Raw genomic sequence first — 16494 nt, 5'->3', positions numbered from 1 at the left:
AAACCAGCCGCAGAAAACCAACTTAGTTGCAATTACATCTATATTTTTTGTCATTTAAGGTGTTGAAAAGTAAAGGTAATAAGCCGTAAATTCCTATTTTTACCGTGCTATTGTTAAGACGCTGGTGAAATTTGAATCTGTGGATTGCAGGAAGGTGGGATTTCGGTGTTATAATACGCGCCTTAATAAATGGGGTACCGTCTGTCGCAGCAAACGAAGTGGCACACTCCGTCTCCTATTCACTAACTCATAATGAAGTTGAATCATGACTGACTTATCGAAATACAGAAATATTGGTATTTTTGCTCACGTTGACGCGGGTAAAACTACCACCACCGAGCGTATCCTGAAACTCACTGGTAAGATCCACAAACTGGGTGAAGTACATGATGGCGCTTCAACCATGGACTTCATGGATCAGGAAGCTGAACGTGGTATCACCATTCAGTCAGCTGCGACTACCTGTTTCTGGAAAGATCACCGTTTTAACATCATCGATACCCCTGGACACGTTGACTTCACCGTTGAAGTATACCGTTCTCTGAAAGTTCTGGACGGTGGCGTTGGTGTATTCTGTGGTAGCGGTGGTGTAGAACCACAATCAGAAACCAACTGGCGTTATGCGAACGAATCAGAAGTTGCGCGTATCATCTTCGTAAACAAACTGGACCGTATGGGTGCCGACTTCCTGCGCGTAGTTGCTCAAATTAAACGCGTTCTGGCAGCTAACCCATTGGTGATGACTCTGCCTATCGGTATCGAAGATGACTTCAAAGGCGTAGTAGACGTTCTGACCCGTAAAGCCTACATTTGGGACGAAACTGGTCTGCCAGAAAACTACACCGTTAGTGACGTACCAGAAGACATGGTTGATCTAGTAGAAGAATACCGTGAACTGATGATCGAAACTGCCGTTGAGCAAGACGATGATCTGATGGAAGCTTACATGGAAGGTGAAGAACCTTCTATCGAAGACATCAAGCGTTGTATCCGTAAAGGTACTATCAACCTGGCATTCTTCCCAACCTTCTGTGGTTCTGCGTTTAAGAACAAAGGTATGCAGTTGGTTCTGGACGGTGTTGTAGACTACCTGCCTAACCCAACTGAAGTTGTGCCACAACCGCTGACTGACCCAGAAACTGGTGAAGAAACTGGTGAAGTTGCGACTGTATCTGTTGATGAGCCATTCCGCGCGTTGGCGTTCAAGATCATGGACGACCGTTTCGGTGCTCTGACCTTTATCCGTATCTACTCAGGTAAACTGAACAAGGGTGACACCATTCTGAACAGCGCGACCGGCAAGACCGAACGTGTTGGTCGTATGGTGATGATGCACGCTAACGACCGTGCTGAAATCGATAGCGCACAAGCTGGCGACATCATTGCAGTTGTAGGTATGAAGAACGTTCAGACTGGTCACACTCTGTGTGATCCTAAGCATGAATGTACTCTGGAACCGATGATCTTCCCAACTCCAGTAATCTCTATCGCAGTAACTCCGAAGGACAAAGGTGCTTCTGAGAAACTGGGTATCGCACTGGGTAAAATGGTTGCTGAAGATCCATCATTCCAAGTTGAAACTGACCAAGAAACTGGCGACACCATCCTGAAAGGTATGGGTGAACTGCACTTGGACATTAAAGTAGACATCCTGAAACGTACTCACGGTGTTGAATTGACTGTTGGTGCTCCTCAAGTGGCTTACCGTGAAACCATCACCAAAGCCGTTGAAGACAGCTACACTCACAAGAAGCAATCTGGTGGTTCTGGTCAATTCGGTAAGATCGATTACCGCATCCGTCCAGGCGAACCAAACTCTGGCTTCAAGTTCGTATCATCAGTTGTTGGTGGTAACGTACCTCGTGAATTCTGGCCAGCAGTTGAATTCGGTTTCAAATCAATGATGAGCGAAGGTCCTTTGGCTGGCTTCCCAGTATTGGACGTTGAAGTTGACCTGTTCGATGGTTCTTACCACGCAGTTGACTCATCAGCCATCGCGTTTGAAATCGCAGCAAAAGGCGCGTTCCGTCAATCTATGCCAAAAGCGGGTCCACAGTTGTTGGAACCTATCATGAAAGTTGACGTGTTCACTCCAGATGACCACGTTGGTGACGTGATCGGTGACTTGAACCGTCGTCGCGGCATGATCAAAGACCAAGAAGCTGGTCTGACTGGCGTTCGCGTTAAAGCTGACGTGCCATTGGCTGAAATGTTCGGCTACATCGGTACTCTGCGTACAATGACTTCAGGTCGTGGTCAGTTCTCTATGGAGTTCTCACACTACTCTGCATGTCCTGCTAACGTAGCTGAAAAAGTTATCGCAGAAACTAAAGCGAAAAAAGCTGCTGCTAAATAAGCGTTGCTGCGCTAATTAATGAAAAGCCCGCGAATGCGGGCTTTTTTGTGCCTGTAGCTTTTGCAGCAGAAACTTTTCAGCCGATACAATCCGAGCGATTACAGACGTGAGTCTACGATGCGGTTGAACAACACATGCAATGCGCCGGTCAGCGTAAGATGCTTGAATAAAACGCAGCGAAAAATAGTGGGATAACAGCCACTACGCACTAGGGGAAGTGCAGCACTGATTGTGAAGATGTTGAGGATTTTGCAGATTCTGTGCAATCTAATGGCCGCCACAATGCTCGGCGACCATAAGACTGAGAACAACGGGTTTGAGCTTACTGTTCGAATAAATCGCGGTGCAACGCTGCAACCACATCTGCAGCTTCTGACTCATGTACCAACACACATAAGTTGTGTGGGCTTGCGCCTTGGCAAATCATTCGCACATTGTGCGGTGCCAACACGGTAAACACCTTCTGGCAGATGCCAGCTGTGGTCGCGATACGGTTACCAATGATTGCCACCAACGCCAACTTATCTTCAACGCGCACTCGGCAGTGTTGTGACAGTTCTTGCAGCAGCGCTTCAGTCAGCAGACCTTGACCGCTAGAGTCGGAACCGGTTTTATCCAGCGTCAGCGACACGTTCACTTCAGAGGTGGTAATCAAATCCACACTGATTTTGTGTTTGGCTAAGGTTGCAAAGGTTTGTGCCAAGAAGCCTTGAGCGTGCAACATCTGCAAGCTGTGTAGGTTTAACAAGGTTTGGTCGCGACGTAACGCAACCGCACGGTAAACTGGCGGATTATCAACTTGATGGCGAATCCAAGTGCCACCTAATTCTGGCGCTTTGCTAGAACCGACAAACACCTGAATCTGTTGTCTGACTGCAGGCAGAATCGTTGCTGGGTGCAACACTTTCGCACCAAAGGTGGCCATTTCCGCAGCTTCGTTAAAGCTGATCTCAGGAATCGCAGTAGCATTTGGTGCTAAGCGTGGATCCGTGGTGAAAATCCCTGGCACGTCAGTCCAAATTTCTACTGCATCAGCATTTAACGCTTCAGCGAGCAAGGCCGCAGAGTAGTCTGAGCCACCACGGCCTAAGGTAGTAGTACGGCCTTCTTCATCGGCACCAATAAAGCCTTGGGTTACGATAATTTGGCTGGCGAGCAATGGCTGCAGTTTTTCTGTGGCAAGTGCTTTCAGCTCAGCAATTTGCGGTTCTGCACGACCAAATAAACTGTCGGTACGCATCACTTGGCGCACATCAAAGGCTGATGACACTACGCCACGTTCTCTGATCACCGCGGCAAACAACTGTGATGAACACTGCTCACCGAGTGATAACAATTCATCGGCAGTGGCTTTGTTTGGATCGGCTTGGAACTGTTGACTCAATACGTCAACCTTGCTCAGTAAACGATCTATCGCCGCGCTAACATCGTCAGGACGGGCTAGGCAATCCACGATGGCATACTGGATTTGCGCAATTTTTTTCAACAGTGCTAATCGTTGCGCCTCGGTGAGGTTTGCTTGGGCTAATTCCACCAGTAAGTTGGTCACACCGCTTGAGGCGCTTACGACCACAACCCGAGTGTTAGGATTATTTAGCACAATATCGGCACAACGATTCATCGCGCTGTAGTCAGCGACGGAAGTACCGCCAAATTTTGCGACAACTAAAGACATTAGCAGACCCTCCCACATGGGAAGAATACACAAACTGTAACTGGATTGAATTTCATGTCAGCTCCGAACAAATTTCGTTCGAAGAGCCTGGTGCTAGTACAAGGCACCCTAAGAAGGGAAAAGCGATGGTCACACCAGAAGCTCTCCACCAAAAATACGGTGACAGTCGTTAGGATTCAGCCTAACCAACCGGTAAACGCGCTACCAATCTCACGTTAACCTCGGCGTCTATCTCCCTCATGAGTTGTCAGTGGATAATTGGTATCCTCAAACTCACTACCTAGTAGACGCTCCTCTTCTGTTTCTTCCCAAAGGAAGGAGAAGGAAAATTACAGTGCTATGGCTACATTGTCAACGCTGGCGTGTAGTTTTCGTGCAAAACCAGCCAAAAGAGGTATTAGTCTAAGATCTCTGGCAGCTCTTCAACGATACGAACATACTGACTAAATTCACCCATGGTTACCGGCTCAGCTTTACTGTGGCAAGGGATTAGATGGATGTGGCCGTTCTCTACGTAGTAGAAAGCATTTTGCTGATACTTATGGGCTAACTGATGTGCACTGGCTTGATCGAGATAGACCGCCCAGCTTTTTTCCATATGTTGTAAATCGGGAGAGGCACCCATCATGGCGCGATAAGCACAGCCACTTTGATGAATATCTTGCTGAAGTTGTTTGTCTCGTAAACGATTTTGACTGCTGGAAAGGAGAATACCCAAAGGGTTACTGGCAGTAATAATGGCAAATGCGCACGGGGGATTTAAATATTGAGTCAGCAAAAAACAACTATTTTGATAATGTTGCCAGAGCTGTTTGAACGCTACGTCCATTCTTAAGCGGCTCCTAAAGATAGCTCGCAGTAGTCTAGCAAAGCCGAAACAAAATCCAAAGTAATTCTCTTATGTGACGAACTTTATCAATCTTTGGGACAAACCGTCCCTTATTTAACTAAAAATCCCTTGAAAATGGGCTTTTGCGGCAAATTTGTTAACATTTCATTTGTTAACAAATGCCCAATAAGAGTACAATATCGGCTAACGATCACAAGTTTGCTCGATTGCCACCGAACAGGATATTTGCTAGGCGCAACTTGAGTCGTGCCAAGCTGTTCGGTTCCTGAACGAGAAAGAATTTTGACCGGATATTCAAGAATAAGCTGGAACTTAATGCCACACTGAGTATCTGAGTTATTACATTTCGTACACCTTTGTTGTACACAAAAATTCAACTAATCATGAAGTACTGACTGTGTAACCTGATTTTGGTTAATAGCCATTAAAATTCAACGTATTGGAATTAGCAGAGCGATACAGGCATGAGCGCAGCTCATGGTTAGAATCCACTGATTTATTTAGGTAAATGATATGCAAAACCCGCACATTCTTATTGTAGAAGACGAAGCTGTTACCCGTAACACTCTGAGAAGCATTTTCGAAGCTGAAGGATATGTCGTTTCAGAAGCAAACGACGGTGCGGAGATGCACAAAGCGTTACAAGAGAACAAAATTAATCTGGTAGTAATGGATATCAACTTGCCAGGTAAAAACGGTTTGTTGTTAGCCCGCGAATTGCGTGAAATCAACAACATTGGCTTGATCTTCCTCACTGGTCGTGACAACGAAGTGGATAAAATCTTGGGCTTGGAAATTGGCGCTGATGACTACATCACTAAGCCTTTCAACCCACGTGAATTGACCATTCGTGCACGCAACCTGTTGACGCGTGTCACCAGTGTGAGCTCAGAGCCTGAAGAAAAGTCTGCGATTGAAGCATATGCATTCAATGGTTGGACGCTGGATGTGAACAGCCGCTCTTTGGTGAACCCAGAAGGCGAAGCGCACAAGCTGCCACGTTCTGAATTCCGCGCCATGCTGCACTTTGTTGAAAACCCAGGCAAGATCCTGACCCGCGCTGAATTGCTGATGAAGATGACTGGCCGCGAACTGAAGCCACATGACCGTACTGTCGATGTGACGATCCGTCGTATTCGTAAGCACTTCGAAAACCATCAGGAAACTCCTGAAATCATCGCCACTATTCATGGTGAAGGTTATCGTTTCTGCGGTCATTTAGAAGACTAATGACACCGAGCGCGTTGATTGCAATAGCTATAGCGACGACCGCTGGCTAATAGCGATAAAGAAAGAGCCCAACCGGGCTCTTTTTTATGCGCGTAACACCGCAGATGACGGGCAAAAATAAAGCCGCACTTGGCGACTTTATTTGGCGACATTGCTGACTCATCGAATTACAGGCCAGCGTCCGCTTTCAGGATTTCAACCTTGTCGGTCTTCTCCCATGGGAACTCTTCACGACCGAAGTGGCCGTATGCTGCCGTTGCTTGATAGATTGGGCGTGCCAGATCCAACATTTCAGTCAGGCCGTATGGGCGCAGGTCGAAGTGTTGACGCACTAATTGCACCAATTTTTCTTCAGACAGTTTACCAGTACCAAAGGTTTCTACGCTGATAGAAGTTGGCTCAGCCACACCAATCGCGTAAGACACTTGGATTTCACAACGGTCAGCTAGACCTGCAGCCACCAAGTTTTTGGCAACGTAACGTGCAGCGTATGCCGCACTACGGTCAACTTTTGATGGATCTTTACCTGAGAACGCACCACCGCCGTGACGTGCCATACCACCGTAAGTATCTACGATGATTTTACGGCCAGTCAGACCACAGTCACCCATTGGACCACCGATCACGAAACGACCAGTTGGGTTGATGAAATATTTGGTCTCTTTGGTCAACCATTCTGCTGGCAGAGTCGGTTTGATGATGGTTTCCATCACACCTTCTTGCAGCTCTTTCATTGAGACTTCTTCACCGTGCTGGGTTGACAACACGATAGCGTCGATGCCCACAATTTTGCCTTCGTCATAGGCGAAGGTCACTTGTGATTTCGCATCTGGACGTAACCAAGGCAGAATGCCTGCTTTACGTACTTCAGATTGACGTTTTACCAATGCGTGCGCATAAGTAATAGGGGCTGGCATCAGCACGCTAGTTTCGTTGCTGGCGTAACCGAACATCAAGCCTTGGTCACCGGCGCCTTGTTCTTTAGGATCTTTGCGATCCACGCCTTGGTTGATGTCTGGTGATTGTTTACCAATCGCGCTCAACACCGCACAAGAGTTGGCATCAAAACCCATTTCTGAGCTGGTGTAACCAATTTCGCGAACGGTTTTACGGGTTAATTCTTCAATATCAACCCATGCAGAAGTGGTGATTTCACCGCCAACCATTACCATGCCAGTTTTGACATAGGTTTCACATGCGACGCGGGCCTTTGGGTCTTGGGCCAAAATGGCGTCGAGCACCGCATCAGAAATCTGATCGGCGATTTTGTCTGGATGTCCTTCTGAGACCGACTCAGAGGTAAACAGGTGTCTTGCCATAATAGGGAAAATCTCGTTAGTGAGTGTGACAACTCGGTAAAAGCAGTTTAGATGCTTTTCCATCTAGACGTCTATTTTAATCAAAAATGGGGCTGATAACACCCCCAATGTCAGAAATTGTGCATTAGCTATCGTGCAAATTATTGAACATCTAACGAACAACGGGGTTTGATGGGGCGACGCGCAGCACTACATGGTTGAGGATTTTCGATTGCGATTAGCATTTTGTTAATAAGCTTTCAATAATGTTGAATGATTTGTGGTCATTTGTAGTTTTTTATAGCTAAATCGCAATACGAATTGATGGAATTTTATTTGATTCATTAGTCACTCTGCGTGAAAATGATGCCCATCACATTTTTACCCTCTAAGACCTCACACATTTTAAGCAGGAGAGAGCATGTCTTCTCGGAAAGTACTCGCTAACGCTATCCGTGCACTCAGTATGGACGCAGTTCAAAAGGCAAATTCAGGTCACCCAGGCGCACCGATGGGCATGGCTGATATTGCTGAAGTGCTGTGGAACGATTTCCTCAAGCACAACCCGAACAATCCAAAATGGTCAGACCGAGATCGTTTCGTCCTGTCAAACGGCCATGGCTCAATGCTGATCTACTCACTGCTGCATTTGACGGGTTACGATCTGAGCATTGACGATCTGAAACAGTTCCGTCAGTTGCATTCAAAGACCCCAGGTCACCCAGAATATGGCTATACCCCAGGTGTTGAAACCACCACTGGCCCATTGGGCGCGGGGATCAGCAACGCAGTCGGTATGGCAATTGCTGAAAAAACACTGGCTGCACAATTCAACCGTGACGGTCATGACATTGTTGATCACTATACCTACTGTTTCCTCGGCGATGGTTGCTTGATGGAAGGTATCTCTCACGAAGCTTGCTCCTTGGCCGGTACTTTGGGGCTGGGTAAACTGATCGCTTTCTGGGATGACAACGGTATCTCTATCGACGGTCACGTTGAAGGTTGGTTCACCGACAACACACCAAAACGTTTTGAAGCTTATGGCTGGCATGTGATTGCCGATGTGGATGGTCACGACAGCGACGCCATCCGTGCCGCAATCGAAGCAGCAAAAGCCGTTACCGACAAACCAACCATGATCTGCTGTAAAACGATCATCGGTTTCGGTTCGCCAAACAAATCAGGCAGCCACGATTGCCACGGTTCACCGCTGGGTGATGCTGAAATCGCTGCAGCACGTGAATTCTTAGGCTGGCCTTATGCCCCATTTGAAATCCCTGCTGATGTATACGCAGGTTGGGACGCTAAGGAAACAGGTACTGCTCGCGAAGCTGCATGGAATGACAAGTTCGCTGCATATGCGAAAGCCTATCCTGAACTGGCGGCTGAATATGAGCGTCGCGTGCTGAAAGGCGAACTGCCAGCAGAGTTTGAAGCCAAAGCACAAGCCTTCATCGAAGAATGCCAAGCCAAAGGCGAAGGCATTGCCAGTCGTAAAGCCTCTCAAAATGCGATCGCCGCTTTTGGTGCACTGTTGCCTGAACTATTCGGCGGTAGCGCTGACTTAGCGGGTTCTAACTTAACGCTTTGGGCGGGTTCAAAAGGTATTCAAGTTGATCCTGCAGGTAACTACGTATTCTACGGCGTACGTGAGTTCGGTATGAGCGGCATTATGAATGGTGTGTCACTGCACGGTGGTTTCATCAACTATGGCGCGACCTTCATGATGTTTATGGAATACGCCCGCAATGCGGTACGTATGTCTGCGCTGATGGGCATTCAAAACATCTTCGTTTACACCCACGACTCAATCGGTCAAGGTGAAGACGGCCCAACTCACCAACCGGTTGAACAACTGGCTAACCTGCGTATGACCCCAAGAATGGCGGTATGGCGCCCATGTGATGCCGCAGAAACTGCAGTTGCATGGAAAGCGGCGATTGAACGTCGTGATGCACCAACCTCACTGATCTTCAGCCGTCAAAACTTGAAAGCCCAAGCACGTACTAACGCACAGTTAGCTGACGTGGCGAAAGGTGGTTACGTACTGCAAGATTGCGTCGGTACACCAGACTTGATCCTGATCGCGACGGGCAGTGAAGTACAACTAGCAGTTGATGCAGCAGCAGCACTGAGCGAACAAGGCAAAGCGGTTCGCGTTGTATCTATGCCATCAACCACTGAGTTTGATGAACAAGATGCAGCTTACAAAGAATCTGTCCTGCCAAAAGCAGTGACCAAACGTGTCGCGATTGAAGCTGCGCATGCTGACTACTGGTTCAAGTATGTAGGCTTTGAAGGCGCCGTTGTTGGCATGACCACCTTTGGTGAATCTGCTCCGGGTGCTGCTCTGTTCAAAGAGTTTGGTTTTACCGTAGAAAACGTTGTTGCTAAAGCACAGGCATTGTTTGCCTAAAAATATGCTGAAGTGATAGCTGGCTTCTCGCCAATTACAGCGGCCTGTCATATGATAGGCCGTTGTTGTTTTTACCCTTTATTGGAGCAATAGTCGTACGAATGATCAGAGTGGCAATTAATGGTTATGGTCGCATCGGCCGGTCGGTGCTGCGCGCCTTGTATGAATCAGGCAAACGGCAGCAGATCCAAGTCGTCGCCATTAATGAACTGGCGAAACCTGAAGCTATGGTGCACCTGACCAACTACGACACCACACATGGTCGTTTTTCGTTGCGCGCAGAGCTGCAGCAACAGCAGATGCAGATTGGTAATGACAACATTATTTTGTTGCATGAAGCGGATACGACGCAGTTGCCGTGGCAGGCACTGGATATCGACTTGGTGATTGAAGCCACCGGCGCACTGCATGACCGCGCCAGCTGCGAAGCGCATCTTGAGGCGGGCGCCAAGAAAGTGCTGATCAGTCACCCGGCCTCTGCCGATGTGGATGCCACCATTGTGTATGGCATTAATGACGAGCTGATCAAGCCTGAGCATCGGGTGGTCTCTAACGCCTCCTGTACCACTAACTGCATTATTCCGGTCATCGCTGAACTTGATAAACAGTTTGCGATAAAAAGCGGCGCGATCACTACAATCCATGCGGCAATGAATGACCAGCAAGTGATAGATGCTTATCATGATGATTTGCGGCGTACCCGCGCTGCGAGTCAGTCGATTATTCCGGTGGACACTAAACTGGCGCGCGGGATTGAGCGGATTTTGCCGCACATGAAAGATAAGTTTGAAGCGATCTCAGTGCGAGTACCGACCATTAACGTTACCGCGATTGATGTGTCTTTGACGGTGGCTACGCGGGTCGATATCGAAAAAGTGAACGCAGTACTCAAAGGGGCGACCAAGGGGAAGCTCGAAGGCATACTGGGATTTACCGATGAGCCTTTGGTATCATGCGACTTTAATCATGATCCACGCTCCAGTATTGTGGATGGTACCCAAACGCGCGTGAGCGATGGTCACTTGATTAAATTACTATTGTGGTGTGATAACGAGTGGGGGTTTGCGAACCGTATGCTCGACACCAGCTTGGCCATGTTTGACCGCCAATAAGGTTGACTGGCAACAGTATTTTCATGCGTGGCAAGGATGGCGGCGCTAACGAAAACCGAATTGTTTTTGTGTACTTAAGGAAGCTAACTTATGGCAATTATTAAAATGTCGGAACTGGATCTTCAGGGCAAGCGCGTACTTATCCGTGAAGATCTTAACGTTCCTGTGGCTGACGGTGTGGTGACCAGTGATGCACGTTTGCGTGCGTCGTTACCTACTATCAAGCTGGCGCTGGAAAAAGGCGCGGCGGTGATGGTGATGTCACACCTCGGTCGTCCTACCGAAGGGGAATATAACCCTGAATTTTCACTGCAACCTGTGGTTGATTACTTGGCGAAGGCATTGGATTGCCCGGTACGCCTCGCAACTGACTATCTGGACGGTGTTGAAGTTGCAGTAGGTGAAGTTGTTGTGTTTGAAAACGTTCGCTTTAACAAAGGCGAAAAGAAAAACGGCGAAGCCCTGTCTAAAAAAATGGCCGCCCTGTGCGACGTCTATGTGATGGATGCTTTTGGTACGGCGCACCGTGCCGAAGCGTCAACTAATGGCGTTGGTTTTCATGCGCCGATCGCCTGTGCTGGCCCACTGTTGGCGGCTGAACTCGACGCATTAGCCAAGGCGATGGACAATCCAAAACGTCCATTGGTGGCGATTGTGGGTGGCTCTAAAGTTTCAACGAAACTTACTGTGCTTGAAAGCCTGTCAAAAATCGTTGACCAGTTGGTGGTCGGTGGTGGTATCGCCAACACTTTTATTGCCGCTGCAGGCAATGGTGTGGGTAAATCACTCTACGAAGCAGACTTGATCGATGAAGCCAAGCGCTTAGTGGCGAATGCCCAAAGCCGTGGCGGTGATATTCCTGTGCCTACTGACGTTGTCACCGGTAAAGAATTTAGCCCATCAGCCGTAGCGACCCTGAAAGCAGTAACCGAGGTTGCTGAAGACGATATGATTTTCGATATCGGCCCTGACAGTGCTGAAACCTTGGCTAAAATCATCATGGAAGCGGGCACCATCGTATGGAATGGCCCGGTTGGCGTGTTTGAATTTGATCAGTTTGGTGAAGGTACTAAGCGTATCGCCCAAGCGATTGCCGAATCACCTGCGTTTTCAATCGCCGGCGGTGGTGACACCCTTGCTGCGGTTGATAAATATGAGATTGCTGACAAAGTGTCATACATCTCTACTGGTGGCGGTGCCTTCTTGGAATTCCTTGAAGGTAAAGAGCTACCTGCAGTGTCTATGCTCACTGCACGCGGTAACTAAATAACCATAAGCTCCCGGCAATGACCGGGAGCATTTATATAACGATAAGCCGCGGCAACGACCGTGAGCAGCAATAACCATTGGCTCAGGCAAATGATTGCGCTGAGCAGCACAATTCAAATAATGACATCGGTGACTGACCCTCACCTCATTATGGAGATAAGAAGAGATGTCCCTAATTTCCCTTCGTCAATTGTTGGACCATGCGGCGGAACACGGATACGGCGTTCCAGCGTTTAACGTAAACAACCTCGAGCAAATGCGTGCCATTATGCAGGCTGCTGAAGCCACCGATAGCCCAGTTATCGTGCAAGCTTCTGCCGGTGCGCGTAAGTATGCTCGCCCACAGTTTTTAAAATATTTGATGGCAGCAGCACTGGAGCAGTATCCCGATATTCCAGTCTGTATTCACCAAGACCATGGTACTCACCCAGATGTTTGTCAGCGTTCAATCCAGTTGGGTATGTCATCAGTGATGATGGACGGCTCGTTGATGGCCGATGGTAAAACCCCAGCATCATACGAATATAACGTTGATGTGACTCGTCGCACTGTAGCTTTCGCTCATGCGTGTGGTGTGTCAGTTGAGGGTGAAATCGGTTGCTTAGGTAGCCTTGAAACCGGTACTGCCGGTGAAGAAGATGGTGTGGGTGCAGCTGGTATTTTGAGCCATGACCAACTGCTAACCAGCCCTGATGAAGCAGCGCAATTCGTTGCTGATACTCACGTTGATGCGTTAGCCATCGCAATTGGTACCAGCCACGGTGCGTATAAGTTCAGCAAAAAGCCATCTGGCGATGTGCTGCGTATTGATCGTATCAAAGAGATCCACGCGCGTATTCCGAATACCCACTTGGTGATGCACGGTTCTTCTTCAGTGCCACAATACTGGTTGAAGATCATCAACCAATACGGTGGTGAAATCCCGGAAACTTACGGTGTACCGGTGGAAGAGATTGTTGAAGGTATCAAGCACGGCGTGCGTAAAGTGAACATTGATACTGACTTGCGTCTGGCATCTACTGGGGCAATCCGTAAATTTATGGCGGAACACCCAAGTGAATTTGACCCACGTAAATTCCTTAAAGCGTCAATGGATGCGATGGCAGAAGTCTGTACTGAACGTTATGAAGCCTTTGGTACTGCTGGCATGGGTTCAAAAATCAAACCGCTGTCATTGCAGGCAATGTACAAGCGTTATCAAACTGGCGAGTTAGATCCACAGATCAAGTAAGCTGTCTGAGCTCAATATCCAAAGCCCGCGGTCGCGGGCTTTGTTATTTCAACGTTATGTCGCGGGTTGTGAGTGCTTGAGCGCCATCAGCTGTTGATACTCTTCACGGGTAAGCGCGCGAAAACAATGCTCAGCTAAGTTGCCCAACGCCAGTTCGCCAATGTGGGTTCGCAGCAAATCGGTGACCCGCATGCCTAGATGGCGGCTCATGCGGCGGATCTGCCGTTTTTTGCCTTCGGTTAAGCAAATTTCAAACTGGTTTTCGCTTAACTGCTGCAACTGACATGGCCGCGTTAACCCCTCGCCATAGTCTAATCCTGCAGTCATTGACTCCAAAAAATGCCTAGTTAGCGGTTTATCAACGGTGACCTGATAGCATTTATGATGCTCAAAATCCGGGTGCAGTAAACGCTGGGTCAGGGTGCCATCATTGCTGATCAGTAACAGCCCGCGGGAGTCCTTGTCGAGCCGACCGATAGGATAGCAATGGCTGCTTGGCGGTAATTGATGGCATAAGCTAGTTGGATCATGCTGGAGTAAGCGGCAATCAATGCCGACAGGTTTGTGATATAGCCAGTAGATAGGGCTGACCTGGCCACACAGCAGTTCACCATCCAGTCTGACTTGCACTGAACTATTGGGGTCGATCCGTTGCTGATGGGTGCCAAGCGCGCCGTTTACGGTAATGCGTTGCTGCTCAATCAAGCGCGCGGCTTGACGGCGAGAGCAGACTCCCGCAAGTGCGATAAAATGCGCCAAGCGCACAGTGACAGGTTGATTCGCCAAGGGCGGGTTGTCAGAGCTCATATTTCCGAAGCTCATATCTCAGAGATAAGCTGTTGCCGCGAGACACCTAAACGCATCACGGTTGATGCCATCGACAGTGCAGTGAAAATGGCCATTAGCGAGTGCAACCACATGACCGGATAAAGGTAGCAATCGCCATGATCGCATACGTGATAATCAAGATCGCCAAGGTTCACATGCCGCAGCAGTTCGATGCCGCTGATCAAGCCTAAAATACTGAGCCCTAACGTGATGCGCCCGCACATCATTTTGCAGTAAAAAAAGCTGTAAATCAGCATACTAAACACCAGAATGCTGCCAACCACATAGATCAGTTCACCCACTTGATGCGGCTTAATATCGTTATAGGGATACCAGCCCACGATCACTAATCCCATACCGGTAATACCACCAAAAATGGCGAGCAAATCCGCACTGTGACTAAAGCGTTGTCGAATCAAACCGCCCATAGCAAAAGTAAAGAAGGCGCCACAAAGCAGTAAAGAAATATTAAACACGTAGGCGAGCGGGGAGTTGAGGTAATCCCCTAGTTGATCAATGCGCATCTGCAGTACATTGATACCCAATTGGCTAATTGCGGCAAAGATGGAAATAAAAATTCCCAATACCGCAATCACCACGCCTAATAATGAGCAATAGTAGGCAAATCGGGTCAGATCATGCTGGTGGAATGGCTCGTAAGCAGACATAAAATCGCTCGCATAATAATTGCCAGCCATCCCTTGGCGTAGATTAATTATTTAAAATCAGTCGCTTCTTGGGCGAAAGACGATCACTGCCAGTGATACAACAGCCAGTATAATACAATACCAAACACAGGATACTGCTTGCAGCGGAGAAATTTTAAAGTTGGCCGCCGCCAGCAGTGCCTGAGCACCATACGGAATTAAGCCCTGAATAATACAGGCAAAGATATCCAGCACACTGGCCGCGCGTTTAGCAGATACCTCGTGCTTTTGTGCCAGCTGTTTAGCGATCTCACCAGAGACCACAATCGACACAGTGTTGTTAGCAACACAGGCATTGGTCACCGCCACAATTCCCGCCATCCCCAGCTCAGCTGCACGGCAGGAAGCATCGCCTTGTTTGCGAGAAAAACGGCTGATCAACTTTTCAATAATGCCACTGACAAAGGCCAATCCACCCTGTTGCTGCATCAATGCTGCCAAGCCGCCAACAAACATCGACAGCACAAAGATTTCCTGCATATTGGTGAAGCCTGCGTAGATATCTTTGGTGAACTGCAAAAATTGATAGTCACTGGTGGCGATGCCAACAATTCCTGCCAACAGAATGCCAAGGGTTAACACCACAAACACGTTCAGTCCGGCAACGGCCAAAATCAGAATGCTGAGGTAAGGCAGCACCTTGATAAAATCGACCTGTTGCGGGGCTATCTGCGCTTGACCATCAGAAACAAAGGCAAATAGCAGTAAAGTGATAATGGCGGCGGGAATCGAGAACACCAAGTTTTCGCGGAATTTCTCTTTCATGCCGCAGCCTTGGGTACGCGTGGCGGCAATGGTGGTGTCGGAAATAATGGATAAGTTATCGCCAAACAGTGCGCCAGACATCACCGCACCCGCCATCAGTACATGAGAGATATTGGCTTCCTCTGACACACCAAATGCAATCGGTGCCACGGCAGCAATGGTGCCCATCGAGGTGCCCATCGCGGTAGCAATAAAGGCGGCAATAATGAAAAAGCCCGGCAGCAAAAATTGCGCGGGAATGAACTGCAAGCCTAGTGCGACAGTCGCGTCGACCCCGCCTGTAGCTTTTGCTACCGACGCAAAGGCGCCCGCCAGCAAATAGATCAAGCACATCGCAATAATATTGCTGTGGCCGATGCCGCGCATGAAGGTCTCTAGTGCGGCATTGAGTTGCTGTTTTGACAGGATAATCGCCAAAATAATCGGCGGAATAATCGCGATAGGTGCAGGCAGTTGATAGAAGGCGTAATCCACCCCTTCTGACTGGAAATAGACACCGGCGCCAATAAACAGCACCAAAAATATCAAAAGCGGCAGTAGAGCAACAAATGAGCCCTTTACTGGCGCAGCAGTAGCGTTAGACAAAACGGAATCTCTTTTATGATCAGGTGCTCACCTGATGGGGGTTATCATTCGTGTGGCGGCGTACAGATAAACAGCACTCGCCAATGTTGCGCCAGCATAAAAAAAAGCACCTTTTTTGTCAATTTAGCCGTCTAGATGTTTTTACTTCTATTTATAATTTATCCGCCCA

General features: G+C 48.4%; 12 protein-coding genes and 1 riboswitch. Of the genes, 6 read left to right on the top strand and 6 right to left on the bottom strand.

Annotated features, from left to right (window positions below):
• Positions 1–265: 265 nt before the first annotated feature.
• The gene (gene fusA / locus JYB87_RS15420; RefSeq protein WP_207354335.1) at positions 266–2356 is read left to right on the top strand and encodes an elongation factor G; all 2091 of its coding nucleotides are present in this window, start codon (positions 266–268) and stop codon (positions 2354–2356) included.
• A 322-nt stretch (positions 2357–2678) separates the two neighbouring features.
• Here the strand turns inward: fusA and lysC are convergent, their stop codons facing one another.
• Positions 2679–4031 carry a lysine-sensitive aspartokinase 3 gene (lysC, locus tag JYB87_RS15415; protein ID WP_207354334.1) on the bottom strand — a complete coding sequence of 451 codons (1353 nt, stop codon included), beginning with the start codon at positions 4029–4031 and terminating at the stop codon, positions 2679–2681.
• Between the two features lie 130 nt (positions 4032–4161).
• Positions 4162–4337: riboswitch (Lysine riboswitch) on the bottom strand.
• A 91-nt stretch (positions 4338–4428) separates the two neighbouring features.
• A complete protein-coding gene (locus tag JYB87_RS15410) occupies positions 4429–4860 on the bottom strand; it encodes a DUF3293 domain-containing protein (RefSeq protein WP_207354333.1) in 432 nt (143 codons plus the stop codon).
• 534 nt (positions 4861–5394) lie between these two features.
• Between JYB87_RS15410 and arcA the strand changes: the two genes are divergently transcribed.
• Positions 5395–6111, top strand: coding sequence for a two-component system response regulator ArcA (gene arcA, locus JYB87_RS15405; RefSeq protein WP_207354332.1), 717 nt, complete (start codon positions 5395–5397; stop codon positions 6109–6111).
• 167 nt (positions 6112–6278) lie between these two features.
• On the opposite strand, the gene metK is transcribed toward arcA, so the two are convergent.
• Positions 6279–7430: a methionine adenosyltransferase gene (gene metK, locus JYB87_RS15400; protein ID WP_207356733.1), complete on the bottom strand. Its 1152-nt coding sequence runs from the start codon at positions 7428–7430 to the stop codon at positions 6279–6281.
• 400 nt (positions 7431–7830) lie between these two features.
• Between metK and tkt the strand changes: the two genes are divergently transcribed.
• The 4 genes from tkt (at position 7831) to fba (ending at position 13440) form a co-directional block, all read left to right on the top strand.
• Positions 7831–9828, top strand: coding sequence for a transketolase (gene tkt, locus JYB87_RS15395; RefSeq protein ID WP_207354331.1), 1998 nt, complete (start codon positions 7831–7833; stop codon positions 9826–9828).
• Between the two features lie 101 nt (positions 9829–9929).
• The gene (gene epd, locus JYB87_RS15390) at positions 9930–10940 is read left to right on the top strand and encodes an erythrose-4-phosphate dehydrogenase (protein ID WP_207354330.1); all 1011 of its coding nucleotides are present in this window, start codon (positions 9930–9932) and stop codon (positions 10938–10940) included.
• A 90-nt stretch (positions 10941–11030) separates the two neighbouring features.
• Positions 11031–12206 (top strand): phosphoglycerate kinase, encoded by a 1176-nt coding sequence (locus tag JYB87_RS15385; protein WP_207354329.1) that lies wholly within the window; start codon positions 11031–11033, stop codon positions 12204–12206.
• Positions 12207–12375: 169 nt separating this feature from the next.
• Positions 12376–13440 (top strand): class II fructose-bisphosphate aldolase, encoded by a 1065-nt coding sequence (fba, locus tag JYB87_RS15380; protein ID WP_207354328.1) that lies wholly within the window; start codon positions 12376–12378, stop codon positions 13438–13440.
• Positions 13441–13494: 54 nt separating this feature from the next.
• Here fba and JYB87_RS15375 read toward each other — a convergent pair whose 3' ends face one another.
• From JYB87_RS15375 to JYB87_RS15365, 3 genes are read right to left on the bottom strand one after another with little or no spacing between them, the layout of a single operon-like run.
• The gene (locus JYB87_RS15375) at positions 13495–14247 is read right to left on the bottom strand and encodes a pseudouridine synthase (protein WP_207354327.1); all 753 of its coding nucleotides are present in this window, start codon (positions 14245–14247) and stop codon (positions 13495–13497) included.
• Positions 14248–14258: 11 nt separating this feature from the next.
• Entirely contained in the window at positions 14259–14936 is a 678-nt protein-coding gene (locus JYB87_RS15370; RefSeq protein WP_207354326.1) for a hypothetical protein, read from the bottom strand.
• A 57-nt stretch (positions 14937–14993) separates the two neighbouring features.
• Positions 14994–16325 carry a Na+/H+ antiporter NhaC family protein gene (locus JYB87_RS15365; protein WP_207354325.1) on the bottom strand — a complete coding sequence of 444 codons (1332 nt, stop codon included), beginning with the start codon at positions 16323–16325 and terminating at the stop codon, positions 14994–14996.
• Positions 16326–16494: the final 169 nt, after the last annotated feature.

It is taken from the genome of Shewanella avicenniae (assembly GCF_017354945.1).
Taxonomy (GTDB): domain Bacteria; phylum Pseudomonadota; class Gammaproteobacteria; order Enterobacterales; family Shewanellaceae; genus Shewanella; species Shewanella avicenniae.
Note: the sequence above shows the minus strand (reverse complement) of the source record. Positions and strands in the feature narration are given on the sequence as shown.

What these genes read in the sequence shown, in the direction of transcription:
- fusA (WP_207354335.1), top strand. Translation starts at nt 266, where the DNA reads ATGACTGACTTATCGAAATACAGAAATATTGGTATTTTTGCTCACGTT.
- lysC (WP_207354334.1), bottom strand. Translation starts at nt 4,031, where the DNA reads ATGTCTTTAGTTGTCGCAAAATTTGGCGGTACTTCCGTCGCTGACTAC.
- JYB87_RS15410 (WP_207354333.1), bottom strand. Translation starts at nt 4,860, where the DNA reads ATGGACGTAGCGTTCAAACAGCTCTGGCAACATTATCAAAATAGTTGT.
- arcA (WP_207354332.1), top strand. Translation starts at nt 5,395, where the DNA reads ATGCAAAACCCGCACATTCTTATTGTAGAAGACGAAGCTGTTACCCGT.
- metK (WP_207356733.1), bottom strand. Translation starts at nt 7,430, where the DNA reads ATGGCAAGACACCTGTTTACCTCTGAGTCGGTCTCAGAAGGACATCCA.
- tkt (WP_207354331.1), top strand. Translation starts at nt 7,831, where the DNA reads ATGTCTTCTCGGAAAGTACTCGCTAACGCTATCCGTGCACTCAGTATG.
- epd (WP_207354330.1), top strand. Translation starts at nt 9,930, where the DNA reads ATGATCAGAGTGGCAATTAATGGTTATGGTCGCATCGGCCGGTCGGTG.
- JYB87_RS15385 (WP_207354329.1), top strand. Translation starts at nt 11,031, where the DNA reads ATGGCAATTATTAAAATGTCGGAACTGGATCTTCAGGGCAAGCGCGTA.
- fba (WP_207354328.1), top strand. Translation starts at nt 12,376, where the DNA reads ATGTCCCTAATTTCCCTTCGTCAATTGTTGGACCATGCGGCGGAACAC.
- JYB87_RS15375 (WP_207354327.1), bottom strand. Translation starts at nt 14,247, where the DNA reads ATGAGCTCTGACAACCCGCCCTTGGCGAATCAACCTGTCACTGTGCGC.
- JYB87_RS15370 (WP_207354326.1), bottom strand. Translation starts at nt 14,936, where the DNA reads ATGTCTGCTTACGAGCCATTCCACCAGCATGATCTGACCCGATTTGCC.